General features: G+C 70.3%; 19 protein-coding genes. 11 read left to right on the top strand and 8 right to left on the bottom strand.

The window, feature by feature from the left end; translation table 11 throughout:
- Positions 1–155: 155 nt before the first annotated feature.
- From ACN6LB_RS00975 to ACN6LB_RS00990, 4 genes are all read left to right on the top strand, one after another.
- Positions 156–1079, top strand: coding sequence for a DUF3027 domain-containing protein (locus ACN6LB_RS00975; RefSeq protein WP_356135839.1), 924 nt, complete (start codon positions 156–158; stop codon positions 1077–1079).
- Positions 1080–1375: 296 nt separating this feature from the next.
- Positions 1376–4501: a sacsin N-terminal ATP-binding-like domain-containing protein gene (locus ACN6LB_RS00980; protein ID WP_445024128.1), complete on the top strand. Its 3126-nt coding sequence runs from the start codon at positions 1376–1378 to the stop codon at positions 4499–4501.
- A gap of 247 nt (positions 4502–4748) precedes the next feature.
- Positions 4749–5516, top strand: a complete 768-nt coding sequence (locus tag ACN6LB_RS00985) for a calcium-binding protein (protein WP_445024129.1) — start codon at positions 4749–4751, stop codon at positions 5514–5516.
- 238 nt (positions 5517–5754) lie between these two features.
- Entirely contained in the window at positions 5755–6621 is an 867-nt protein-coding gene (locus tag ACN6LB_RS00990) for a hypothetical protein (RefSeq protein ID WP_445024130.1), read from the top strand.
- A 34-nt stretch (positions 6622–6655) separates the two neighbouring features.
- On the opposite strand, the gene ACN6LB_RS00995 is transcribed toward ACN6LB_RS00990, so the two are convergent.
- Both ACN6LB_RS00995 and ACN6LB_RS01000 read right to left on the bottom strand, forming a co-directional pair.
- On the bottom strand, positions 6656–9061 hold the full coding sequence (locus ACN6LB_RS00995; protein ID WP_445024131.1) for an HAD-IC family P-type ATPase: 2406 nt from the start codon (positions 9059–9061) through the stop codon (positions 6656–6658).
- Positions 9062–9173: 112 nt separating this feature from the next.
- Complete coding sequence (locus ACN6LB_RS01000; protein ID WP_445024132.1) at positions 9174–9461, bottom strand: DUF2530 domain-containing protein; 288 nt, start codon at positions 9459–9461, stop codon at positions 9174–9176.
- A 311-nt stretch (positions 9462–9772) separates the two neighbouring features.
- Between ACN6LB_RS01000 and ACN6LB_RS01005 the strand changes: the two genes are divergently transcribed.
- Entirely contained in the window at positions 9773–11224 is a 1452-nt protein-coding gene (locus tag ACN6LB_RS01005) for an NCS2 family permease (protein WP_356135851.1), read from the top strand.
- Positions 11225–11266: 42 nt separating this feature from the next.
- Here the strand turns inward: ACN6LB_RS01005 and ACN6LB_RS01010 are convergent, their stop codons facing one another.
- Positions 11267–11449 carry a ribbon-helix-helix protein, CopG family gene (locus tag ACN6LB_RS01010; RefSeq protein WP_015659639.1) on the bottom strand — a complete coding sequence of 61 codons (183 nt, stop codon included), beginning with the start codon at positions 11447–11449 and terminating at the stop codon, positions 11267–11269.
- Positions 11450–11603: 154 nt separating this feature from the next.
- Between ACN6LB_RS01010 and ACN6LB_RS01015 the strand changes: the two genes are divergently transcribed.
- The 3 genes from ACN6LB_RS01015 to thpR all read left to right on the top strand — a co-directional run bounded on the left by ACN6LB_RS01015 (position 11604) and on the right by thpR (position 14131).
- Positions 11604–12041: a MarR family winged helix-turn-helix transcriptional regulator gene (locus tag ACN6LB_RS01015; protein WP_356135854.1), complete on the top strand. Its 438-nt coding sequence runs from the start codon at positions 11604–11606 to the stop codon at positions 12039–12041.
- 86 nt (positions 12042–12127) lie between these two features.
- The gene (locus tag ACN6LB_RS01020) at positions 12128–13489 is read left to right on the top strand and encodes an MFS transporter (protein WP_445024133.1); all 1362 of its coding nucleotides are present in this window, start codon (positions 12128–12130) and stop codon (positions 13487–13489) included.
- Positions 13490–13558: 69 nt separating this feature from the next.
- A complete protein-coding gene (gene thpR / locus ACN6LB_RS01025) occupies positions 13559–14131 on the top strand; it encodes an RNA 2',3'-cyclic phosphodiesterase (protein ID WP_445024134.1) in 573 nt (190 codons plus the stop codon).
- A 212-nt stretch (positions 14132–14343) separates the two neighbouring features.
- On the opposite strand, the gene ACN6LB_RS01030 is transcribed toward thpR, so the two are convergent.
- The 3 genes from ACN6LB_RS01030 to ACN6LB_RS01040 form a co-directional block, all read right to left on the bottom strand.
- On the bottom strand, positions 14344–15336 hold the full coding sequence (locus tag ACN6LB_RS01030; protein WP_445024135.1) for an aldo/keto reductase: 993 nt from the start codon (positions 15334–15336) through the stop codon (positions 14344–14346).
- 44 nt (positions 15337–15380) lie between these two features.
- Positions 15381–15968, bottom strand: coding sequence for a Uma2 family endonuclease (locus tag ACN6LB_RS01035; protein WP_445024136.1), 588 nt, complete (start codon positions 15966–15968; stop codon positions 15381–15383).
- 88 nt (positions 15969–16056) lie between these two features.
- Positions 16057–16740 carry an SGNH/GDSL hydrolase family protein gene (locus ACN6LB_RS01040; RefSeq protein ID WP_445024137.1) on the bottom strand — a complete coding sequence of 228 codons (684 nt, stop codon included), beginning with the start codon at positions 16738–16740 and terminating at the stop codon, positions 16057–16059.
- 104 nt (positions 16741–16844) lie between these two features.
- On the opposite strand from ACN6LB_RS01040, the gene ACN6LB_RS01045 reads away from it, so the two are divergent.
- From ACN6LB_RS01045 to ACN6LB_RS01055, 3 genes are all read left to right on the top strand, one after another.
- A complete protein-coding gene (locus tag ACN6LB_RS01045) occupies positions 16845–17825 on the top strand; it encodes a WD40 repeat domain-containing protein (protein WP_445024194.1) in 981 nt (326 codons plus the stop codon).
- A gap of 171 nt (positions 17826–17996) precedes the next feature.
- A complete protein-coding gene (locus ACN6LB_RS01050) occupies positions 17997–19499 on the top strand; it encodes a cellulase family glycosylhydrolase (protein ID WP_445024138.1) in 1503 nt (500 codons plus the stop codon).
- Between the two features lie 141 nt (positions 19500–19640).
- Positions 19641–20381 (top strand): class I SAM-dependent methyltransferase, encoded by a 741-nt coding sequence (locus ACN6LB_RS01055; RefSeq protein ID WP_445024139.1) that lies wholly within the window; start codon positions 19641–19643, stop codon positions 20379–20381.
- A 71-nt stretch (positions 20382–20452) separates the two neighbouring features.
- On the opposite strand, the gene serC is transcribed toward ACN6LB_RS01055, so the two are convergent.
- Complete coding sequence (serC, locus tag ACN6LB_RS01060) at positions 20453–21571, bottom strand: phosphoserine transaminase (RefSeq protein WP_356135870.1); 1119 nt, start codon at positions 21569–21571, stop codon at positions 20453–20455.
- A 146-nt stretch (positions 21572–21717) separates the two neighbouring features.
- Entirely contained in the window at positions 21718–22944 is a 1227-nt protein-coding gene (locus ACN6LB_RS01065) for a cytochrome P450 family protein (RefSeq protein ID WP_445024140.1), read from the bottom strand.
- Positions 22945–22955 lie beyond the last annotated feature (11 nt).

The raw sequence follows: 22955 nt of genomic DNA on the forward strand, positions 1-22955 counted from the left end.
CGCGCGCCTCTCGGCCATCCCGCAGAATGGATGGCGTAGGTGCGCCCGAGTGCGATCGGGGCGCGGACGTCGACGCGGCCCCACGGTCCGCTCCGTCCGCATCCCCGCCGAGGAATGGCGCACCCGTGAGACGGCGTAGGAGAGAAGCGATACCTGTGAGCGCAGCGACAACGCGAAGCCGCACCCCTGACCGCCTGTGTGCAGAGGCAGTCGACCTGGCGCGCACCGCAGCCGAGGAGGCTGCCGCACCCGGCGTGGTCGGCGAGCACGTGGGGCTGGTCTCCGAAGGGGACCGAGTTGTCACGCACTACTTCGAGTGCAAGGAACTCGGCTACCGGGGCTGGCGCTGGGCCGTGACGGTCGCCCGCGCCTCCCGCGCGAAGATCGTCACCCTCGACGAGACGGTGCTGCTGCCCGGCTCCGACGCTCTGCTCGCCCCCGAATGGGTGCCGTGGAGCGAGCGGCTGCGGCCCGGGGACATGGGACCCGGCGACCTGCTGCCGACCGATGCGGAGGATCTGCGGCTGGAGCCCGGGTACTCCGGCGAGGACGAGCCCGCGCCGAACTCCGCGGTCTCCGAGGACATGGCCGAGCTGGTGGAGGCGGAGGACGCGGAGGTCACCGCGGGGACGCCCGCGAGCCTGCCCATCGCGCCGCGCCGCGGTTCGATCGCGGCCGTCGCCGAGGAACTGGGCCTGCGCCGTGCCCGTGTGCTGTCCCGGTACGGGCTGCATGTGGCGGCCGACCGGTGGGAGGAGTCGTACGGCCCGAAGTCCGCGATGGCCCAGGCGGCGCCCGCGACGTGCGTCAGTTGTGGGTTCCTCAATCCGATCAGGGGCTCGCTCGGGCAGGCGTTCGGTGTCTGCGCGAACGAGTTCTCACCGGCGGACGGCCGGGTGGTCTCCCTCTCCTACGGCTGTGGCGGGCACTCGGAGGCAGCGGTCATGCCCACGCCTCCGCGGCCGGCCCCTCCGGTGATCGACGAAACCCGAGTCGACCCCTTCCCCCTCCGGCCCTCCCCGGACTCCGGCTCGGTCACGCTGACGGACGACTCCTCCGCGGAGCTCGGGCACTCGTAGCCGGCGAAGCCGCGTCACTGCGGGCAATCGTGCCGCCAGGGGCGGCACGGGTGGGCGCAGCGGCACCCCGTGAACGCCGGGCTGCGTGACCCACCCCCGGCCGGCACCAACCCGGGTGCGAAGGAAACGAGGGGTGCCCGGAGTTTGCCCACCCACCCCGGCGGGACTGTCCGCAATATCGCACCCCGCACGGGGAAGGCGACCCTAGGGTCGCTGGTGACGCACGGTACCTTCGTGCGGCGGCGCCCCGGCGGCAGCGAAGTCGCGGTCGCGCCACGCGAGAGGGAGAGTGAGTTGTGAGCAAGTTCGTGCGGCCGGCGGCCGAGGGCGCGGACCCGTTCGGGACGGCGCGTCTGCGACGCGGTGTGCTGGACGCCTGGGCCACCAGCCCGGCCCGCTTCCGCGAGGACGCCAACGCCGAGGAGGACCTCGTACTCGGCGGCTACCGGGACCGCCTGGTCGTCGAACTCGCCCAGAACGCCGCCGACGCCGCAGCCCGCGCCGGCGTCCCCGGACGCCTGCGCCTCACCCTCCGCGACGGCGTCCTGGCCGCCGCGAACACCGGCGCCCCCCTGGACGCGACCGGTGTCGAGTCTCTCTCCACCCTCCGCGCCTCCGCGAAACGCGACGCCCCCGAGGGCGCCGTCGGCCGCTTCGGCGTCGGCTTCGCCGCCGTACTCGCCGTGAGCGACGAACCCGCAGTGGTGGGACGCCACGGCGGCGTCCGCTGGTCCCTCGCCGAAGCCCGCGCACTCGCTGCGGACACGGCCCGGCACAGCCCCGGGCTCGGCGACGAGGTCCGCCGCCGCGACGGCCATGTGCCGCTGCTGCGGCTGCCGTTCGCGGCCGAGGGCACCGCCCCGGACCCGTACGACACGGTCGTCATCCTGCCGCTGCGCGACACCGCCGCCGAGGATCTCGCCGAACGGCTCCTGGAGCGGATCGACGACGCCCTGCTGCTGGCGCTGCCCGGTCTCGAAGAGGTCGTCGTCGAGGTCGGGGACGCCGAACCCCGTACGCTGCGGCGCCACGAGGAGGGCGAAGGCAACGCCGTCCTCGTCGAGGACTCCCGCGACGGCGACACCCGCTGGCGCACCGTCTCCCGCCACGGCGCCCTCGACCCCGCCCTGCTCGCCGACCGCCCGGTCGAGGAGCGGCTGCGCCCGCACTGGTCGGTCACCTGGGCCGTACCGGTCGACTCCGACGGATCCCCGGCCCGGCCCCGCACCAGCCTGGTCGTGCACGCGCCCACGCCCAGCGACGAGCCCCTCGGCGTCCCCGCGCTGCTCATCGCCTCCCTCCCGCTGGACACCACGCGCCGGCACGCCGCCCCCGGCCCGCTGACCGAATTCGTGGTGCAGCGCGCGGCCGACGCGTACGCCGAACTCCTGGCCGCCTGGCGGCCGGTGGGCACCGGGATCATCGACCTGGTGCCCGGGCCGCTGGGACAGGGCGAGCTGGACGGCGCGCTGCGCCAGGCGATCCTGGACCGGCTGCCGCGCACCGAGTTCCTGCCGCCCGCCGTCGCCCCCGGCGACGACGCCGACCTGCCCGAGGTCCTGCGCCCCCGCGACGCGGAGGTCGTCGAGGGTGCCGGGGCCGACACCGTGCGCGTCCTCGCCGAGGTGCTGCCCAGCCTGCTGCCCGCCGGGCTCGAACGCCGGGTGGAACTGCGGACGTTGGGTGTCGCCCGGGTTCCGCTGACCGAGGCCGTCGACCGGCTGGCCGGTCTGGAGAAGGAGCCCGGCTGGTGGTGGCGGCTCTACGACAGCCTCGCCGGAGTCGACCCCGACCGGCTGACCGGGCTGCCCGTACCGCTCGCCGACGGGCGTACGACGATCGGGCCGCGGCAGGTCCTGCTGCCCACCGCCGACGACAGCCAGGCGGCCCCCGAGGCGCTCGCGCGGCTCGGTCTCAAGGTCGCCCACCCGGACGCCGCCCACCCGCTCCTGGAGAAGCTGGGCGCCCTTGCGGCCACTCCCCGCGCCGTCCTGACCACCCCGCAGGTGCGGGCCGCCGTGGCCGCCTCCCTCGACGACGAGGGTGCGAGCTGGGACCAGGACGGTCCGGACGCCGAGGAGTTGGCGGAGACCGTCCTCGCCCTCGTACGGGACGCCGGTCTCGATCCGGGTGACGAGCCCTGGCTCGGCGCTCTCGCCCTCCCGGACGAGGAGGGGGAGTTGGTGCCCGCCGGTGAACTCGTGCTGCCCGGCAGCCCCTTCGCCCAGGTCATGCGCGAGGACGAACTCGCCTTCGTGGACAGGGAATGGGCCGAGCGCTGGGGCGAACAGCCCCTTGCCGCCTGTGGTGTTCTCGCCAATTTCACACTTGTTCGCGCCACCGACGTCGTCCTCGACCCGGACGAACTGGAGCCGCGCGACTCCGACTTCGCCGAACCCGACGACGCCGGGCTCCTCGACGCCGTCGACGTGTGGTGCGAGGACGTGCTCGACCGGCTGCCGGACACGCCCGTACCGCCCGTCGCCACCGAGATCGTCGCCGTACGGGATCTCGATCTCGTGGACGACGACCGCTGGCCGCAGGCCCTGGCGCTGCTCGGGCAGCCGCCGCTGCGGGACGCCCTCACCCAGCCGGTGCGCGTCCTGCTGCCGGACGGGACCCATGAGGTCGTCCGGTCCTACACCGCCTGGTGGTTGCGCGATCACCCCGTGCTCGACGGGCGCCGTCCGGCGGGGCTGCGGGCCGCGGGCGGCGATCCGCTGCTGCACGGGCTGTACGACGCCGCCGACGCCTCCGGCTTCGACGACGAGCAGGTCCTGCGGGCGCTGGGCGTCCGCACCTCCGTGGCCGCCCTCCTCGACGAGCCCGGCGGCGCCGCCGAGCTGCTCGACCGGCTCGCCGACCCGGACCGTCCGGTGACCGCCGCCCAACTTCACGCCCTGTACGGCGCGTTGGCCGACCTCGACCCCGAACAGGTGACGCTGCCCGACGAGTTGCGGGCCGTCGTGGACGGGGAGATTGTCGTCGTGGACGCCCGCGACGCCGTGGTCGTCGACTCGCCCGACCTCCTCCCGTTCACGGCCGGCACGCCGCTGCTTCCCGTACGGCCCTCGCGGGCCGGCGATCTCGCCGAGCTGTTCCAGGTGCGGCGGCTGAGCGAGTCGGTGACCGGCGAGGTGACGTCTCAGGGCGCCGAGCACGATGTGCCGGAGTCGGTGCGGGTGCTGCTCGGGCCGTCGACGCCTTCGTCGTACGTCGAACACGAGGAACTCCTCGTCGACGGCACCGAACTCGACTGGCGCCGTACCCGGGACGGGGTCCTGCACGCCGCCACCCTGGAGGGCGTCGCCGCCGGACTCGCCTGGGCGGCCGGTCAGTGGCCCCGCCGCTTCGAGGTCGCCGCCCTGCTGGAGGACCCGTCCCGGACGGAGGAACTCGCGCGGGACCGCTGGTTCGACTGAGGCGAGGCTGAGGCTGAGACTGAAGGGGAGCGGGGCCGACGCCCTGAGTCCTCTCGGGGCGGCCGGGTTCCATCCGGCCGTCGGGTTTTACCAGGCTCGCACATTTTCTTTACCAGTCGTACAACCATTCGCATGCGTCATGAATCTGATCACCTGAGTCAACCGACTCCGCGATCACTTGTGCCCCGACGTGCACACGAGCCGCAGGGAACGACCACGGCCGGGGCCCCTTCCTCTTGGGGAACGCATGCGCATACGAGCCACCATGGCCGTCGCCTCCGGCGCTCTGGCCCTCTCCGCCCTCGCCGTCCCGGCCGCGCAGGCCACCGGGTCGGACGGCGGGTCCGGCGACACCAGGATCACCAAGGTTGTCGTCGACGGTGACAACAAGGCCTCCGTGGGTGTCTCCGACCCCAGGACCATCAAGGTCAGCGTGACGGCCACGGACGACTCGGGCATCGCGGGCGCCGAGTCGTTCTCGATGACCGGCCCCGGCTACGGGTTCCTGGAGACCGGCAGGCCGACCTGCGCGGCGTCCAGTTCGACCACCTCCACCTGCACCGCCTCGGTGCTCGTGGACCCGAAGACCGACTACCTCAGCAATGCCTCGGCGGGCACCTGGTACGTCGACGCGTGGATCGACGCCAACGACGGCGACTACATCTGGAAGGAGAAGGCCGGGTCCTTCAACTTCCAGCGTGCCTCGAAGCTCACGGTCAACGCCTCGCCGGAGCCGGTGGCCAAGGGCAAGACCCTCACGGTCACGGGCAAGCTGTCCCGCGCCAACTGGGAGACCCTCACCTACAAGGGCTACACCAACCAGCCGGTCAAGCTGCAGTTCCGCAAGGCGGGCACCAGCACCTACACGACCGTCAAGACCGTCACGTCCAACTCCACGGGCGACCTGAAGACCACCACCACCGCCAACTCCGACGGCTACTGGCGCTTCAGCTTCGCGGGCACCACGACCACCCCGGCCGTCAGCGCCACGGGTGACTACGTCGACGTGCGCTGACCCGGGCGACGCGCGGATCGGTACCGGCCCCGGGATCTCCCGGGGCCGGGCGTTTCCCGGCAGCTCGTCAACGTTTCGTCATACACACATAAAATCTGCATCGTCCGTACAACCAGTCACATGCGTCACTGATCTGATCACGTGAGCCAACAGGCTCAACGATCACTTGGGCCCCCCGCCGATGACGAACCGTGAGGAACGACCAGCGCCGGGGCCCCTTTCTCCACTTGGGGAACGCATGCGTATACGTGCCACTGTGGCCGCCGTCTCCGGCGCCCTGGCTCTCTCCGCCTTCGTCGCTCCGGCCGCGCAGGCCGACAACGCCGCCCCGTCGTACAAGGCGGAGGCCTCGAAGGTGCTCGGCACCTCCGGCAAGACCACGTTCGGCGCCACCACCGCCGCGGACGACCTGGGCGTCACCTTCTCGAACTTCAAGATCGCGAGCGCGGTCAAGGTCGGTACGACCAACGACGTCTCCACCACGGTCACCTACACGCTGACCCACGGTGCCGACTACGTCCTCAACTCGGACGACTACGACAACGGCCCGCTCATCTACAAGGGTTCGTCCGACAACCCCGACAACATGCTGTTCGGCACCAAGCCGGCCACCTGCACCGCCACCTCGTCGACGACCGCCAGCTGCAAGGGCCTCGTCGACATCCACCCGGCCGACGGCGACCTGGTGAACTCCGACGCCGGCACCTGGTCGGGCGGCGCCGTGGCCATCCAGTACAGCAGCGACGACAGCTCGGTCTCGTTCGGCCTCGGCACCACCAAGGTCCAGCGCTACTCCAAGCTGACGGTCAACGCGGGCCCGGAGCCGGTCGTCAAGGGCAGGACCATCACCTCCACCGGCAAGCTCTCGCGCGCCAACTGGGAGGACAACAAGTACCACGGCTACACCAACCAGCCGGTCAAGCTGCAGTTCCGCAAGGCGGGCACCAGCACGTACACCACCATCAAGACGGTGACGTCGGACTCCACCGGCAACCTGAAGGCCACCGCCACCGCCGTCTCCGACGGTTACTGGCGCTTCAGCTTCGCGGGCACCACGACCACCCCGGCCGTCAGCGCCACGGGTGACTACGTCGACGTGCACTGACCTCGCCGGCAGGACTAGACAGGTCTAGGCAGGTCTAGGCAGGAAAGCGGCGGTCGACCCACTTCCACAGGAACTCCAGGACGACCGCCGCCACCGCCGCGATGCCGACCGCGACCCACGGCATCGTCACGCCGACCAGCTTCAGCGCGAAGAAGTGCTGAAGCCCCGGCACCACCAGCACCACCAGGAACGCGGCGCCCATCGAGGCGACCAGCAGGACGCGCCACCAGGTGTAGGGCCGCGCGATGATCGCCAGGACCCACATGGAGATCAGGAAGAGCGTGAGTGTCGCCGCGCTGGTCTCCGCGCCCAACGCGCCCTTGCCCGTGTAGGAGTGACGGGCTATCAGATACGTGACGAAGGTCGCGATCGCCGCCACGACGCCGCCCGGGATCGAGTAGCGCATCACCCGCCGTACGAAGTGGGGTTTGGCGCGCTCCTTGTTGGGGGCGAGGGCCAGGAAGAACGCCGGGATGCCGATCGTCAGGGTCGACAGCAGCGTCAGGTGGCGGGGCAGGAAGGGGTACTCGACCTGCCAGCACACCACCAGGACGGCCAGCAGCACCGAGTAGACCGTCTTCACCAGGAAGAGGGTCGCGACCCGGGTGATGTTGCCGATGACCCGGCGGCCCTCCGCGACCACCGAAGGCAGCGTCGCGAAACTGTTGTTGAGCAGCACGATCTGCGCGACCGCCCGGGTGGCCTCCGAGCCCGAGCCCATCGAGACCCCGATGTCGGCGTCCTTCAGGGCCAGTACGTCGTTCACGCCGTCGCCCGTCATCGCCACCGTGTGGCCGTTCGACTGGAGCGCGCCGACCATGTCCCGCTTCTGCTGCGGGGTGACCCGCCCGAACACCGTGCCCTCGTCCAGCGCGAGCGCCATCTCCCGCTGCTCGGCGGGCAGCCGGCGGGCGTCGACCGTCTCGCCGACGAGCCCCAGCTTGCCCGCCACCGCGCCCACCGAGACCGCGTTGTCGCCGGAGATCACCTTGGCCTTGACGTCCTGCTCGGCGAAGTAGCGCAGGGTGTCCGCCGCGTCCGGGCGCAGCCGCTGCTCCAGCACGACCAGCGCGGTGGGCCGGGCGGCCGCCTTGACCTCGGGATCGTCGAGGTCCTTCGAGGTGCGGGCGAGCAGCAGCACCCGTAGTCCCGCCTCGTTGAGCCGCTCCGTCTCGGCGAGCGCCGTGTCCCCGGCGGCCAGCAGCACGTCGGGCGCGCCGAGGAGCCAGGTGCTGTTGTCCCCGTCGCCCTCGCTGAAGGACGCCCCGCTGTACTTGCGGGCCGAGGAGAAGGGCAGCGACTCGGTGCAGCGCCAGTCCTCGCTGTCCGGGTAGGCGTCGATGATCGCCTGGAGCGAGGCGTTCGGCCGCGGGTCGGACTCGCCGAGCGCGCCGAGGACCCTGCGTACGTAACTCTCGTCGGCGCCCTGGAGCGGCCGCAGCTCGGTGACGTCCATGCCGCCCTCGGTGAGCGTGCCCGTCTTGTCGAGGCAGACCGTGTCGATGCGGGCGAGGCCCTCGATGGCCGGCAGTTCCTGGACCAGGCACTGCTGGCGGCCGAGCCGGATCACCCCGATCGCGAAGGCGACGCTCGTCAGCAGCACGAGCCCCTCCGGGACCATCGGCACAATGCCGCCGACCGTCCGCGCCACCGCGTCCTTGAAGTCGTGTCCCTTGACCACCAGCTGGCTGATGACCAGACCGATCGCGGTCGGGATCATCATCCACGTCACGTACTTGAGGATCGTGGAGATACCGGTCCGCAGCTCCGAGTGGACCAGCGTGAAGCGGGAGGCCTCCTCGGCGAGCTGCGCCGCGTACGCCTCCCGGCCCACCTTCGTCGCCGTGAACGCGCCGCCGCCCGCGACCACGAAGCTGCCCGACATCACCTGGTCCCCGGGATGCTTGACGACCGGGTCGGCCTCACCGGTCAGCAGCGACTCGTCGATCTCCAGCCCGTCGGCCTCGACGCACTCGCCGTCCACGACGATCTTGTCGCCGGGCCCGATCTCGATCAGATCCCCGAGGACGATCTCGGAGGTGCTGATCGCCAGGGCGGTCCCGGCCCTGCGCACGGTCGGCCTCGCCTCGCCGATCACCGCGAGCGAGTCCAGGGTCTGCTTGGCCCGCCACTCCTGGATGATGCCGATCCCGGTGTTGGCGATGATCACGTACCCGAACAGGCTGTCCTGGAACGGGGCCACGAACAGCATGATCAGCCAGAGCACCCCGATGATCGCGTTGAACCGGGTGAAGACGTTGGCGCGGACGATCTCCGACAGCGAGCGGCTGCTGCGCACGGGGACGTCGTTGACCTCGCCGCGCGCGATCCGTTCGGCCACCTCGGCGGCCGACAGGCCCGTGGCCGGCCCGGTGGCGGGGTCGGGCAGGGGTACGGGATGCACAGGATCGAGTTCGGCGCCCGCGTCTATGTGCGTCATGGAACTGACGGTACGTGCGGAAATACGGCTTCACCTGCCGAGTGCCCCAAAGATCCGACCAGGGGAGGAGGGGAGTCGGCGGATGTGATGCCGTAGGCGTAGGGGAAGGTGCCTAGTCCGCAGCAGGGGAGGAGTCGGCGTCCGCCGCGGCGGCGGCCCGCTTGAGCGCCGCGTCGCGACCGCGGACGTACCAGACGCCGATCAGTCCGAGACCCCCGCCGGCCAGGCAGGTCCACACCCACCAGGTGTGCCCGTGGTCGTCGAACCAGCCGTAGAACGGCAGCTGCACCAGAAAGAGGACGAACCAGAGGATCGTGCCGCCCGTGATGGTGGCGACGACGGGGCCCTCCAGGGGCTCCGGCGCCTCGTGCTTGGGGGATCCCGAAAAGAACACGGCCATGTGCACAGCTTACGAGGACGGCATCGATGCTCTCTCCGAGGCCCGCGCGGCTCTCCCCGAGGCCCGCGAGACCCCTGTACAGGCCCCGTATACCAAGGGTCTACGCGCGGAGATAGCGAATTCCGACTCATATGTTCATACTGAAACGGTCTGAGTATGGCCACTTGTGTTCGTACGAAACACCAACGGAAACCCGGGGGAAACCTGTTGGTGACCGAACGGCAGCCAGAATCGATCAAGTTCCCGCCCGGTGCGCCGTCCCGCCCCGCGCCCGTACGGCCACCAAGGCCCCCGCACGTATGAGGTCCCGCATGTCCACCTCGGCCACCACCAAGGCCTCCGCCCCCGAGCAGCCGGATCCCCGGCCCGCCCAGGGCGCGCTCGACCGCTACTTCAAGATCTCCGAGCGGGGCAGCACGCTGCCGCGCGAGATCCGCGGCGGCTTCGCCACCTTCTTCGCGATGGCCTACATCATCGTGCTCAACCCGATCATCCTGGGCAGCGCGAAGGACATGTACGGGCACCACCTCGACAACGGTCAGCTGGTCACCGCGACCGCGCTGACCGCGGCGTTCACCACGCTGCTCATGGGTGTCATCGGCAACGTACCGATCGCGCTCGCCGCCGGACTGGGTGTGAACACGGTTGTCGCGCTCCAGCTCGCGCCGCGCATGTCCTGGCCGGACGCCATGGGCATGGTCGTCCTCGCCGGCTTCATCGTGATGCTCCTGGTCGCCACAGGTCTGCGCGAGCGCGTCATGAACGCCGTGCCGCTCGGCCTGCGCAAGGGCATCTCGATCGGCATCGGCCTGTTCATCATGCTGATCGGCCTCGTCGACTCCGGCTTCGTCTCCCGCATCCCGGACGCCGCGCAGACCACGGTCCCGCTGCAGCTCGGCGCCGACGGCCACCTCAACGGCTGGCCCGTCCTGGTCTTCGTCCTCGGCACGCTGCTCACGCTCGCGCTGATCGTCCGCAAGGTGCCGGGCGCGATCCTGATCTCCATCGTCACGATGACGGTCCTTGCGGTCGTCATCAACGCCGTCGCGACGATCCCGTCCTGGGGTCTGACGACCCCCAAGTGGCCCGGCAACCCGGTCGCCACCCCCGACTTCGGGCTCGTCGGCAAGGTCAGCCTCTTCGGTGGCTTCGACAAGGTCGGCGTCCTGACCGGCACCCTCTTCGTCTTCACCGTGCTGCTGTCGTGCTTCTTCGACGCGATGGGCACGATCATGGGCGTCAGCGACGAGGCCAAGCTGACGGACGCGCAGGGCAACATGCCCGGCATCAACAAGGTCCTCTTCGTCGACGGCATCGCGGTCGCCGCCGGCGGCGCGAGCTCCTCGTCCGCCACCACCTGCTTCGTGGAGTCCACGGCCGGTGTCGGCGAGGGCGCCCGCACCGGCTTCGCGAACGTCGTCACCGGTGGCCTCTTCGCGATCGCCCTCTTCCTGACCCCCGTCGCCACCATGGTCCCGTCCCAGGCCGCCACCCCCGCGCTGCTCGCGGTCGGCTTCCTGATCCTGTCCAACTCGGTCCGTGAGATCGACTGGGCCGACTACACCATCGCCATCCCGGCCTTCGTGACGATGGTGATGATGCCGTTCACCTACTCGATCACCAACGGCATCGGCATGGGCTTCATCACCTTCGTGGTGCTGCGCCTGGCTGCCGGCCGCGGCCGCGAGATCCCGGTGGCGATGTACGTCGTGGCCGCGGTGTTCGGCTTCTACTACCTGATGCCGGCGCTGGGTCTGACCTGAGCCGCACGGGGGCTGTGACCCGAGCCCCCCGGGGCCCCGGGCTCACGTGACCCCGTAGAACTTCTCCGTCTCCTCGACCGCGGTCTGGAACCGCTCGTCGAAGTCATCGCGAATGAGCGTCCGGACGACATAGTCCTGGACGCTCATTCCTCTTTTGGCGGCATGGTGTCGGAGCCGTTCGAGCAGCTCCCCGTCTATCCGCAGGCTGAGCACGCTGGTCCCCATGTCCTGAGGGTCGCCGGGCCCTGCCGGTCGGTGCGTCACTTTCTGCCATCGGATCACTCATACGGGTGACTGGGCGGTTCAGTGGTGCGAGTCACGGGCATTTCAGTGGTGTCGCGGTGGTCTTTAGTCAGAGTAATGAGTTAAGCTAAAGAACATGCCTGACCTCACCCATGGCGACGATGCTGCCGCCGTGAACTCTTTGCGCTCCGCAGTGATGCGCCTGTCGCGTCGACTCAAGCACCAGCGGGTCGACGAGTCGCTGAGCCCCACCGAGATGTCGGTGCTCGGCACCCTTGCCCGCTGCGGCACCGCCACGCCGGGTGAGCTCGCCCGCAAGGAGCACGTACAGCCGCCGTCGATGACCCGCATCGTGGCGCTGCTGGAGAGCAAGGGCCTGGTCAGCCTTGAGCCGCACCCCGAGGACCGACGCCAGAAGGTCGTCACGCAGACCGAGCGGGCCGAGGCGATGCTCGAGGAGAGCCGCCGCAAACGCAACGCGTGGCTGGCCGGCGTCGTCGAGGCCCTCGACGAGGACGAGTGGGCGAAGCTCCGCGAAGCCGCTCCCGTTCTGGAGAAGCTCGCGCACCTGTAGCCGCACGCGCGAATCGTCACGCGCGCCACTCGTGCACCCGTGGTCAGTCGGTCAGCCAGTCAGCACACGCAAGGAGGCGAGCCCTTTTGAGTACGGGACCCGGAGCAGACTCCGCCCCCGCACCAGCCACCCACGACTCCCCGCCCACCGGCGCCCGCGCCACGATGTTCAGCTCGCTGAAGATCCGTAACTACCGCCTGTTCTTCCTCGGCCAGGTCGTCTCCAACACCGGCACCTGGATGCAGCGCATCGCCCAGGACTGGCTGGTGCTGAGCCTCACCGGCTCGTCCGCCGCCGTCGGCATCACCACCGCCCTGCAGTTCCTGCCGATGCTGCTCTTCGGCCTCTACGGCGGTGTCCTCGTCGACCGGCTGCCCAAGCGGCCCACGCTGCTGGCCACCCAGACCGCCATGGGCGTCACGGGCCTCGCGCTCGCCGCCCTGACCCTCTCGGGCCACGTCCAGGTCTGGCACGTCTACGTCGCAGCCTTCGCCGTCGGCCTCGCCACGGTCGTCGACAACCCCGCCCGCCAGTCCTTCGTCGCCGAGATGGTCGGCCCCGGGCAGCTCCAGAACGCCGTCAGCCTCAACTCCGCCAACTTCCAGTCCGCACGCCTGGTCGGTCCCGCCGTCGCGGGCCTCATGATCACGGGCGTGGGCACCGGCTGGGCGTTCCTCTTCAACGGGCTGTCCTTCGTCGCCCCCATCGTCGGCCTGCTGCTCATGCGCGCCCGCGACCTGCAGGTCGTCCAGCGCGCCCCGCGCGGCAAGGGCCAGCTCCGCGAGGGCCTGCACTACGTGGCGAGCCGCCCCGAGCTGATCTGGCCGATCGTCCTGATCGGCTTCATCGGCACGTTCGGCTTCAACTTCCCGGTCTGGCTCTCGGCGTACGCGGACGACGTCTTCCACGTGGGCGCCGGCGGGTACAGCCTCTTCAACACGCTGATGGCGCTCGGCTCCCTGGCGGGCGCGCTGCTCGCCGCCCGGCGCGGCACGGCCCGCCATCGCGTGCTGATCGCGGCGGCCCTGGCCTTCGGCGTCCTGGAGGTCGTCGCCGCCCTGGTCCCGTCCTTCTGGCTGTTCGCGCTGCTCATGGTGCCGATCGGCATGTTCGGCCTGACGGTCAACGTCACGGCGAACACGTCGGTCCAGATGACCACCGACCCGGCCATGCGCGGCCGCGTCATGGCCCTGTTCATGATGGTCTTCATGGGCGGTACGCCGCTGGGCGCACCCCTGGTCGGCTGGGTCACCGACACCTACGGCCCGCGCGTCGGCTTCATCCTCGGCGGCCTGGTGTCGGCGGCGGCCGCGGTCACCGTCGGCCTGGTCCTGGCCCGCGTCGGCGGCCTGCGTCTGGCGGTCGGCTGGAACCACGGACACCCGCGGGTCCGCTTCGTGCCGAAGGAGCAGCGGGAGCAGCAGCGGGAGCTGGCGACGGCGGTCTGACGTCGCGGAGGGCCTCACGGAGGGCGTCACCCTCGCCCGGTGATCCAATCCCTGGAAGGGTGACGTCCCATGAGACTCTTCGCCGCCGTGCTGCCCCCGCAGGACGTGATCGCCGAACTCGCCCCGGTGGTCGCCGCGTTGCGGCGGCTGCCCGGCTCGGACGGGCTGCGCTGGACCGGCCTGCCCGGCTGGCACTTCACGCTCGCCTTCTACGGCGAGGTCGACGAGGAGGTCGTACCCGAACTGTCGCTGCGGCTGGAGCGGGCGGCCCGGCGCACGGAACCCTTCGCACTTGCCGTGCGGGGCGGTGGGCAGTTCGGTCACGGGCGGGCGCTGTGGGCGGGCGCCCGGGGCGACCTGGACGCGCTGCGGCTGCTTGCCGACCGGGCGGAGGCGGCGGCGCGCAAGGCGGGCGTGCCGATGGGTGAGCACCGGCGCTACAAACCCCACCTGACGGTGGCCCGCAGCCGCGAGGCCTTCGACGCCCAGCCGTACGTCGAGGCCCTCGACGCCTTCGCCGGCCGCACCTGGACGGTGAGCGAGCTGTGCCTCGTCCGCAGCCGCCTGCCGAAGTCGGGGGTGCCGGGGGAGCAGCCCCGCTACGAGACGGTCGCCCGTCAGCCGCTCGGGGCGGCCGGTTAGGCTCGACCATGTGAACCCGAAGACCCGTAACCGGATCATGGCCGGTGTGCTCGTGCTGATGTTCGTCGTGGTGGCGCTGGCGGCGGCGGTCAAGTAACCGCCGACCCCCGCGCCCCACCTGCCCGGTCCGAACTACCAGGCAAACGCCTCCGGAGACGGCCCCGGCCCCGGGCTGTGCTGTCCCGGGGGCAACCCCCGGACCCCCGGCCGGACTACCAGGCAAACGCTTCCGGAGACGGCCCCGGCCCAGGGAAGATCTCGTCGAGTGAGGTCAGCAGCTCCTCGCTCAGCTCCAGCTCGACGGCGCGCAGGGCGGAGTCGAGCTGCTCCGCGGTGCGCGGGCCGACGATGGGACCCGTGACCCCGGGCCGGGTCAGCAGCCAGGCCAGGGCCGCCTCGCCGGGCTCGATGCCGTGCTTGTCGAGCAGGTCCTCGTAGGCCTGGACCTGCGCGCGTACGGCGGGGTCGGCGAGCGAGTCCGCGGTGCGGCCGGAGGAACGGCGTCCGCCCGTGACCTCCTTCTTGATGACCCCGCCCAGCAGCCCGCCGTGCAGCGGCGACCAGGGGATGACCCCGAGGCCGTACTCCTGCGCGGCCGGGATGACCTCCATCTCGGCGCGCCGCTCGGAGAGGTTGTACAGGCACTGCTCGCTGACGAGCCCGATGGTGCCGCCGCGCCGGGCGGCGATCTCGTTGGCCTGGGCGATCTTGTAGCCGGGGAAGTTGGACGACCCGACGTACAGGATCTTGCCCTGCTGGACGAGGGTGTCGATCGCCTGCCAGATCTCCTCGAAGGGAGTGCTCCGGTCGACGTGGTGGAACTGGTAGATGTCGATGTAGTCGGTCTGCAGGCGCTTCAGCGAGGCGTCCACCGCCCGCCGGATGTTCAGCGCCGACAGCTTGTCGTGGTTGGGCCAGGCGTCGCCGTCGGCGGCCATGTTGCCGTATACCTTCGTGGCGAGGACCACCTTGTCGCGGCGGTCACCGCCCTGGGCGAACCAGTTCCCGATGATGCTCTCGGTGCGGCCCTTGTTCTCGCCCCACCCGTACACATTGGCTGTATCGAAGTAGTTGATGCCCGAGGCCAGCGCCGCGTCCATGATGGCGTGGCTGTCGGCCTCGTCGGTCTGCGGACCGAAGTTCATCGTGCCGAGGACGAGTCGGCTGACCTTGAGTCCCGTGCGTCCGAGCTGCGTGTACTTCATGGTCCCCAAGCCAACGGCTTGGAGTGCGCTCCAGGCAAGGGGAATCAGTCGCGGGGGAAGCTGTCGGTCTTGAGGACGAGGTCGACCACCGTGCCGGTCAGGTCGATGTCGGTGCCGAAGTCCACCCGCTGCGGGTCCTCGTAGTCGCCGCTCTTGGGGTTGGTGTAGACGTGGCACCGGCCCTGGTAAGGATCGGCGATGACGTAGAGAGGGACCTCGGCCTCCGCGTACGCGAGCCTCTTGTGGACGTAGTCGTTTTCGGCCGTGCCCTTGGAGATGACCTCTGCGACGAACTGGACATCCTGGTAACGCCAGTGGCCCGTGGCGTCCTTCTTCGACGAGCCCTTGAGCAGGGCGACGTCCGGGCAGAAGCCGTTCTCGTGGCCCGGGAAGTCGATACGGACGTCCGAGAACACCTTGACCTTCCTCCCGAACCTGTCCTCAAGGGCCCACAGGAACGAGCGGATGATTTCCCAGTGAGTGTCCCGCTGCGGTGTCATGAAGACGCTGCCCCCGACGATCTCGACCCTGAATCCTTCGGGGACGGGCATACGCTCAAGTCGTTCGAACCACTCGTCCAAACGCTCGGTGTTGGCGTCGGCCATCGCGATCCTGTCTTCAAGGACGGTCATCGTGGCGCTCCTCCCCGGCTGCCCCACGCACAGGTGCAGCCGCGCAGCACAACGATACGCACGGTGACCAGGAGACGCCGAGAACCGGTCAGACCGTTTCGGCCGTGTACGGCTCGCCCAGGTCCCACGCCTGGTACATCGCCTCCGCGAACCCCTCCGCGATCTTGTGCTCGCCGCTCGCGTTCGGGTGCGTGCCGTCGTACGTGTCGAAAGCGGTGTCGTACGACGACGGGGGCGAGGCCAGCAGCAGCGGGGAGCGGGGTTCGTCGAGGTCGGCGACGGCTTTGGCGAGCAGCACGTTGAAGGCGGCGACCTCGGCGGCGAACGGGGCGTCCGACTCGGCGCGCACGTTCGGTATCACCGGGAGCACGACCATGCGCACGCGCGGGTTGGCCGCCCGGGCCTCGGCGACGAAGGTGCGCATGTTCTCCGCGGTCTGCACCGCGTTCGTGTAGAAGCCCAGGTCGATCAGGCCGAGGGCGACGAGCAGGACGTCCGCCCGCTGTGTGCGCACCGCCTCGCGGATCAGCGGCGCCATGTGGAGCCAGCCCTCGCCCCAGCCGGCGAGGTGGGCGCGCGGGAAGTCCGGGTCCGCGTACTCGTACGACGTCGGGGTCTCCAGCGCCTTGTCGTAGAGCGTCTCGCGCGGGCCGACGATCCGGAACGGGCCCCCGTGCGTCGCGCGCAGGTGCTGCCACATCCGGTAGCGCCATGTGTGTTCGCCCGCGCTCCCGATCGTCTGGGAGTCGCCGACGGGCATGAACCTGAGCATCCGCTCATCATCGTCGATCAGTGCCGGGGCCACGGGCGGGCGGGGTGTGAGGCTGGACACGCGGTCCGAACGCCGGTGCGGGATGGCAGGCTTGGGGCATGCGCATGCGTCGATCGTTTCCGTTCCTCGCCGGGGCCGCCCTCGTCGTCGCGTCGGCGGCACCCGCCGTCGCCTCCGACGGGGACGAGGGGTTCACCATCAAGGATTCCCGGATCACCGAGTCCAGCGGACTCGTCGCCTCGCATGCCCACCCCGGCATCTACTGGACGCACAACGACAGCGACGATGGCCCCTACCTGTACGCCGTCGACAGCAGCACCGGCGAGACCGTCGCCCGGATCACGATGACCGGGGTCGGCGCGCCCCGCGACGTCGAGGCGATCTCCCTCGGCCCGGACGGCGACCTGTACGTCGGCGACATCGGCGACAACCTCGGCGGCACGTGGAAGTACGTGTGGGTCTACAAGCTGCCCGAGCCGAAGGTGCTCAAGGACCAGACGATCCGCGCCACGCAGTACGTCGTGAAGTACGCGGACGGGGCCCGGGACGCCGAGGCGCTGATGGTCCACCCGAAGACCGGGCGCGTCTACATCGTCTCCAAGAACGAGGACGGCGGCGGCCTGTACGAGGCACCGGCGAAGCTGACCACCTCCGGCACCAACGTCTTCAAGCGCATCGCCGACGTCGACCTGTGGACCACCGACGGGGCGTTCTCGCCCGACGGCAAGCAGCTTGTCGTGCGCGGATACTTCGGCGGGATCGCGTACTCCTGGAACGACGGGAAGATCAAGAAGCAGGGCCGGCTGAACGTCCCGTTGCAGAGGCAGGGCGAGTCCGTCGCCTACACCGCCGACGGGTCCGAGCTGATGTACGGCACCGAGGGCGCGAACAGCGAGGTGAAGGCGGAGAGCGTGCCCGGGGGCGGCGAGGGCGGCTCGTCGTCCAAGGGTGGCGGTTCGCACTCCGCGGGCGGCAGTGGGGGCGACAGCGACGGGCTGAACGCCAACTTCAAGGTCGGCGCGCTCGTTCTCGCCGCCGCTCTGGCCGTCGTGTTCGGACTGAAGAGGCTGCTGCGCCGGAACTGACCCGTGCTGCCGGGCACTTGCGTCCTTCTGTACCGAAACCGATCGACGGGCTGCCACCCGTCCAAGTTCTTGACGCGTTCATGATCAGCCTCTTCCATGGGTGGTGCGCGGCAAATGGGAGCGCTCCCATTCTGTTCCGGGCCCGCGCCTCCCCGAGAGGAACCCACCCCCATGTTCCGCAGACTGCGAAGAGCACTGTGCGTTGCCGCCGCAGCGCTCCTGATACCGCTGGCGGGGGCGCAGACCGCCCGTGCGGCGGACCCCGGCGCCGGTTACTGGCACACGAGCGGCCGGCAGATCCTCGATGCCGCGGGCCAGCCCGTACGCATCGCCGGGATCAACTGGTTCGGCTTCGAGACCGGCAACCACGTGGTCCACGGCCTCTGGTCGCGCGACTACAAGAGCATGATCGACCAGATGAAGTCGCTGGGCTACAACACCATCCGGCTGCCTTACAGCGACGACATCTTCAAGAGCGGGACCGTTCCCAACAGCATCGACTTCTCCAGCGGCAAGAACGCCGACCTGCAGGGCCTGGACTCCCTTCAGGTCATGGACAAGATCGTCTCGTACGCCGGTCAGGACGGGCTCAAGGTGATCCTGGACCGCCACCGGCCCGACTCGGGCGGGCAGTCGGCCCTCTGGTACACCTCCGCCGTCCCGGAGTCCACGTGGATCGCCGACCTCAAGGCCCTCGCGGCCCGGTACGACGACAAGGGCACCGTCATCGGCATCGATCTGCACAACGAGCCGCACGATCCCGCCTGTTGGGGCTGCGGGGACACGGCGACGGACTGGCGGCTCGCCGCCCAGCGGGCCGGGAACGCGGTCCTGTCCGTCGACCCCGACCTGCTGGTCTTCGTCGAGGGCGTGCAGACCTTCAACGGCACGTCCGGCTGGTGGGGCGGCAACCTGATGGGTGTCGCCCAGTACCCGGTCCAGCTGAACGTGGCGAACCGCGTCGTGTACTCGGCCCACGACTACGCCACCAGCGTCGCCCAGCAGAGCTGGTTCAACGACCCCTCGTTCCCCGCCAACATGCCGGGCGTGTGGGACAAGTACTGGGGCTACATCTTCAAGCAGAACATCGCCCCCGTCTGGGTCGGCGAGTTCGGCACCACGCTCACCTCGACCATCGACCAGAAGTGGCTGGCCGCGCTCGTGTCGTACATGCGGCCCACGTCCACGTACGGCGCCGACAGCATCTCCTGGACCTTCTGGTCGTGGAACCCCAACTCCGGTGACACCGGCGGCATCCTGAAGGACGACTGGACCTCCGTGGACACGGTGAAGGACGGCTACCTGGCCAGTGTCAAGGCGCCCGCGTTCCCGGGCACCGGCGGCGGTGGAGGGGGCGGAGGCGGCGGGAGCACGGCCGCGTGCAGCGCCGCCTACACCGTCAGCAGCGACTGGGGCGGCGGGTTCAACGCCGAGGTGAAGGTGACGAACACGGGCACCACGGCCCTCAAGTCCTGGAAGGTCACCTGGACCTGGAGCGGCGCCCAGAAGGTCACGAACATGTGGAACGCGTCGTACACCCAGACCGGGGCAACGGTGACCGCGGCCAACGCCGATCACAACGGAGCAGTGCCGACGGGCGGTTCGGCGAGCTTCGGCTTCGGGGGAGCCCCGGGCGGCGGGACCACGCCGACCGCGAGCTGCACGGCGACATGAGAGAAGGGCGCCCGGTGTTCGCCGGGCGCCCTTCAGCGGCGTACGGGGGTGGCCGACTGCTCCTCCGCAGGGGTCTGTCGCTGCTGGGCTCAACGCACATTCGTGTTGACCGCCCCCGGCAGGCAGTGCTGGAGTCGGCAGGTGGACAGCATCCCCGCCAACCGGCGGCTCTGGAACCGGATCAGCAGCGCCTACCAGCACGAGCACGACCCGCAGATCGGCGCCGCACCCCGGCTGTGGGGCATGTACTCCATCCCCGACGCGCACCTGCACGCCCTGGGCGACGTCACCGGCAAGCGCGTCCTCGAACTCGGCTGCGGCGCCGGCCAGTGGTCCAGGGCGCTCGCCGCCGAGGGCGCCACCGTGGTCGGGCTCGACCTGTCCGAAGCCCAACTCGCCGCAGCGGCCCGCGCGATGGGAGAGGCCCGCTACCCGCTGGTGCAGGGCGCCGCCGAACAACTCCCCTTCGCCGCCGACAGCTTCGACCTGGTGTTCTGCGACTTCGGCGGGCTCAGCTGGGCGCCCCCGCACCTGGCCGTCCCGCAGGCCGCACGCATCCTGCGCCGAGGCGGGCGCCTGGTGTTCAACGTCGCCAGCCCATGGTTCGAAGCGTGCTACGACGAGGCCGCCGGCCGCGTGACCACGACGCTGCAGCAGGACTACTTCGGGCTGAGCGCCATCGCCGAAGACGACGGCGCGACCAGCTATCAGCTCACCTACGGCGACTGGGTCAAGGTCCTGCGCGGCGCGGGTCTCGTCATCGACGACCTCATCGAGCCGCGGCCCGAACGCGGAACACCCAACGGCTACAACGAAACCGACCCACCCGACTGGGCACACCGCTGGCCGGCGGAACTGCTCTGGGTGACCCACAAGCCGTGAGTTCCGCCGCGCGGATACTAAGAAGGGCGCCCGGTGTTCGCCGGGCGCCCTCGTCGTCGTACGAGAGAAGGTCAGAGCTTCTCGATCACGTAGTCGATGCACTTCGTGAGGGCCTCGACGTCCGCCGGGTCGATTGCCGGGAACATGGCGACGCGGAGCTGGTTGCGGCCGAGCTTGCGGTAGGGCTCGGTGTCGACGATGCCGTTGGCGCGCAGCACCTTGGCCACGGCGGCGGCGTCGACCTCGTCGGAGAAGTCGATCGTGCCGATGACCTGCGAGCGCTTGGCCGGGTCCGTCACGAACGGGGTCGCGTGCTTGGAGTCCTCGGCCCAGGAGTACAGGCGCGAGGAGGAGTCCTTCGTACGCGCCGTCGACCAGGCCAGACCGCCCTGGCCGTTGATCCACTCCAGCTGCTCGTTGAGCAGGAAGAGGGTGGCGAGGGCCGGGGTGTTGTACGTCTGGTTCTTGCGGGAGTTGTCGATCGCCGTGGGGAGCGAGAAGAACTCCGGCACGTGGCGGCCGGACGCGTGGATGCGCTCGGCGCGCTCGATCGCGGCCGGGGAGAAGACGCCGATCCACAGGCCGCCGTCGGAGGCGAAGGACTTCTGCGGGGCGAAGTAGTAGACGTCCGTCTCGGTGATGTCGACCGGGAGGCCGCCCGCGCCGGAGGTGGCGTCCACGAGGACGAGGGCGCCCTCGTCGGCACCGGCCACGCGCTTGATGGGCGCGGCGACACCGGTGGAGGTCTCGTTGTGGGTGAAGGCGTACACGTCCACGCCCGCCTCGGCCTGCGGCTCCGGGTGCGTGCCCGGGTCGGAGGCGATGACGGTCGGCTCGGCCAGCCACGGGGCGAGCTTCGAGGCCTTCGCGAACTTCGAGGAGAACTCACCGAAGTTCAGGTGCTGCGACTTGTTCTCGATCAGGCCGTGCGTCGCGACGTCCCAGAACGCGGTCGAGCCGCCGTTGCCGAGGACGACCTCGTACCCCTCGGGGAGGGAGAAGAGGCTGCTCACGCCCTCGATGACCTTGCCGACCAGGTTCTTGACCGGGGCCTGGCGGTGGGAGGTACCGAGGAGGGATGTGCCGGTGGCGGCCAGCGCGTCCAGCGCTTCCGTCCGCACCTTGGAGGGGCCCGCGCCGAAACGTCCGTCGGCGGGCTTGATGTCAGCGGGAATCTGGATCTCAGCCACGACGGGAGCCTAGCCGTTCCGGGAAACCTGGGCGAAACGTCGTCCGTCGGGTGAGACGCGCCCGTCCGGGGGCCAGGGGGGCGCTGCCCCCGGACCCCCGCTCCGCAAACGCCGGAGAGGCTGGATTTCCCGCCGAACGGGCTGATCTACGCCAGCCGCACCGGCAGCTCGAACAGGTCGTTCTGCGTCACCACCGGCTTGTTGCGGAGCTCGGCGGCGGGGACCGCCAGGTCGAGGCCCGGGAAGCGCTCGTACAGGGCGGGCAGCGCCACCCCCGCCTCCAGGCGGGACAGGGCCGCGCCGGGGCACACGTGCGGGCCGTGGCCGAAGGAGATGTGGCGGTTCTCCGTGGTGCGGGTGATGTCGAAGTCGCCCGCGCTCGCCCCGTGGGCCTTCTCGTCGCGGCCGATGGCGCCGTAGGAGACGATCAGCGCGTCGCCGGCCGGGATGACCTTGTCGCCGACGGGCACGTCCTCCGTCGCGAAGCGGATCAGGACGTGGGAGGTGGGGGTGGAGAAGCGGAGGGTCTCCTCGACCACCGCGGACCAGTCCGTCTCGCCCGAGAGGACCAGGGCGCGCTGCTCGGGATGGGTGGAGAGGTTGACGACGGCGTTGGCGATGAGGGAGATCGTCGTCTCGTGTCCGGCCGCGACCATCAGCTGGAGGGTGGAGACGATCTCCTCGTCGGTGAGGTGGTCGCCGTCCTCGGAGGCGAGGATCAGGGCGCTGGTCAGGTCGTCGCCGGGCTCCGCGCGCTTCGCCGCGACCGTCTCCGCCATGATCCCGGCCAGCTCGGTCAGCGTGGCGATGACCTCGGCGGGCGGGGTCTGGGTGGAGAAGAACTTCTCGAAGAGTTCCTTGAGGCGGGGCAGACGGGACTCGTCGATGCCCATCAGGTCGGCGATGACGAACATGGGCAGCGGGTAGGCGAAGTCGGCCTTCAGGTCGACGACGTCGCGCTCCACGGCGCCCAGGCCGTCGAGGAGGCCCTCCGTCAGCTTGGTGATCCGCTCGCGCATCTGCTCCACACGGCGCGGGGTGAGCGCCTGCGCCACGAGGGTCCGCATCCGGCGGTGGTCCGCGCCGTCCACGGTGAGCATGGAGCGGCCCGGGTTGGCGAGCCCGATGAGCGGCCAGTCGGCGGCTATCTCGCCGCGCTGCCAGGCGCCCCACACGTTGATGTCCTTCACCAGGCGGGGGTCGGTGAGCAGCGCGCGCGCCTCGGCGTGGTGCGTGACCGCCCAGACCGGGACGCCGCCGGGCAGCTCCACGGCGGCGAGCGGTCCCGCCGCGCGCAGCCGGGCGCTCTCGCCGTCCAGGTCGGTGACGAAGGGGTCCAGGGGGATACGGGTCTCTTCGGTACCAGCGGTCATGCGGGGGTGCC

It is taken from the genome of Streptomyces sp. SAS_270 (genome assembly GCF_052543295.1).

Bases quoted from the DNA above. Each gene is read 5' to 3' on its own strand.
- ACN6LB_RS00985 (WP_445024129.1), top strand. From the start codon at position 4,749: ATGCGCATACGAGCCACCATGGCCGTCGCCTCCGGCGCTCTGGCCCTC.
- ACN6LB_RS00990 (WP_445024130.1), top strand. From the start codon at position 5,755: ATGCGTATACGTGCCACTGTGGCCGCCGTCTCCGGCGCCCTGGCTCTC.
- ACN6LB_RS00995 (WP_445024131.1), bottom strand. From the start codon at position 9,061: ATGACGCACATAGACGCGGGCGCCGAACTCGATCCTGTGCATCCCGTA.
- ACN6LB_RS01000 (WP_445024132.1), bottom strand. From the start codon at position 9,461: ATGGCCGTGTTCTTTTCGGGATCCCCCAAGCACGAGGCGCCGGAGCCC.
- ACN6LB_RS01005 (WP_356135851.1), top strand. From the start codon at position 9,773: ATGTCCACCTCGGCCACCACCAAGGCCTCCGCCCCCGAGCAGCCGGAT.
- ACN6LB_RS01010 (WP_015659639.1), bottom strand. From the start codon at position 11,449: ATGGGGACCAGCGTGCTCAGCCTGCGGATAGACGGGGAGCTGCTCGAA.
- ACN6LB_RS01015 (WP_356135854.1), top strand. From the start codon at position 11,604: ATGCCTGACCTCACCCATGGCGACGATGCTGCCGCCGTGAACTCTTTG.
- thpR (WP_445024134.1), top strand. From the start codon at position 13,559: ATGAGACTCTTCGCCGCCGTGCTGCCCCCGCAGGACGTGATCGCCGAA.
- ACN6LB_RS01030 (WP_445024135.1), bottom strand. From the start codon at position 15,336: ATGAAGTACACGCAGCTCGGACGCACGGGACTCAAGGTCAGCCGACTC.
- ACN6LB_RS01035 (WP_445024136.1), bottom strand. From the start codon at position 15,968: ATGACCGTCCTTGAAGACAGGATCGCGATGGCCGACGCCAACACCGAG.
- ACN6LB_RS01040 (WP_445024137.1), bottom strand. From the start codon at position 16,740: ATGCTCAGGTTCATGCCCGTCGGCGACTCCCAGACGATCGGGAGCGCG.
- ACN6LB_RS01045 (WP_445024194.1), top strand. From the start codon at position 16,845: ATGCGTCGATCGTTTCCGTTCCTCGCCGGGGCCGCCCTCGTCGTCGCG.
- ACN6LB_RS01050 (WP_445024138.1), top strand. From the start codon at position 17,997: ATGTTCCGCAGACTGCGAAGAGCACTGTGCGTTGCCGCCGCAGCGCTC.
- ACN6LB_RS01065 (WP_445024140.1), bottom strand. From the start codon at position 22,944: ATGACCGCTGGTACCGAAGAGACCCGTATCCCCCTGGACCCCTTCGTC.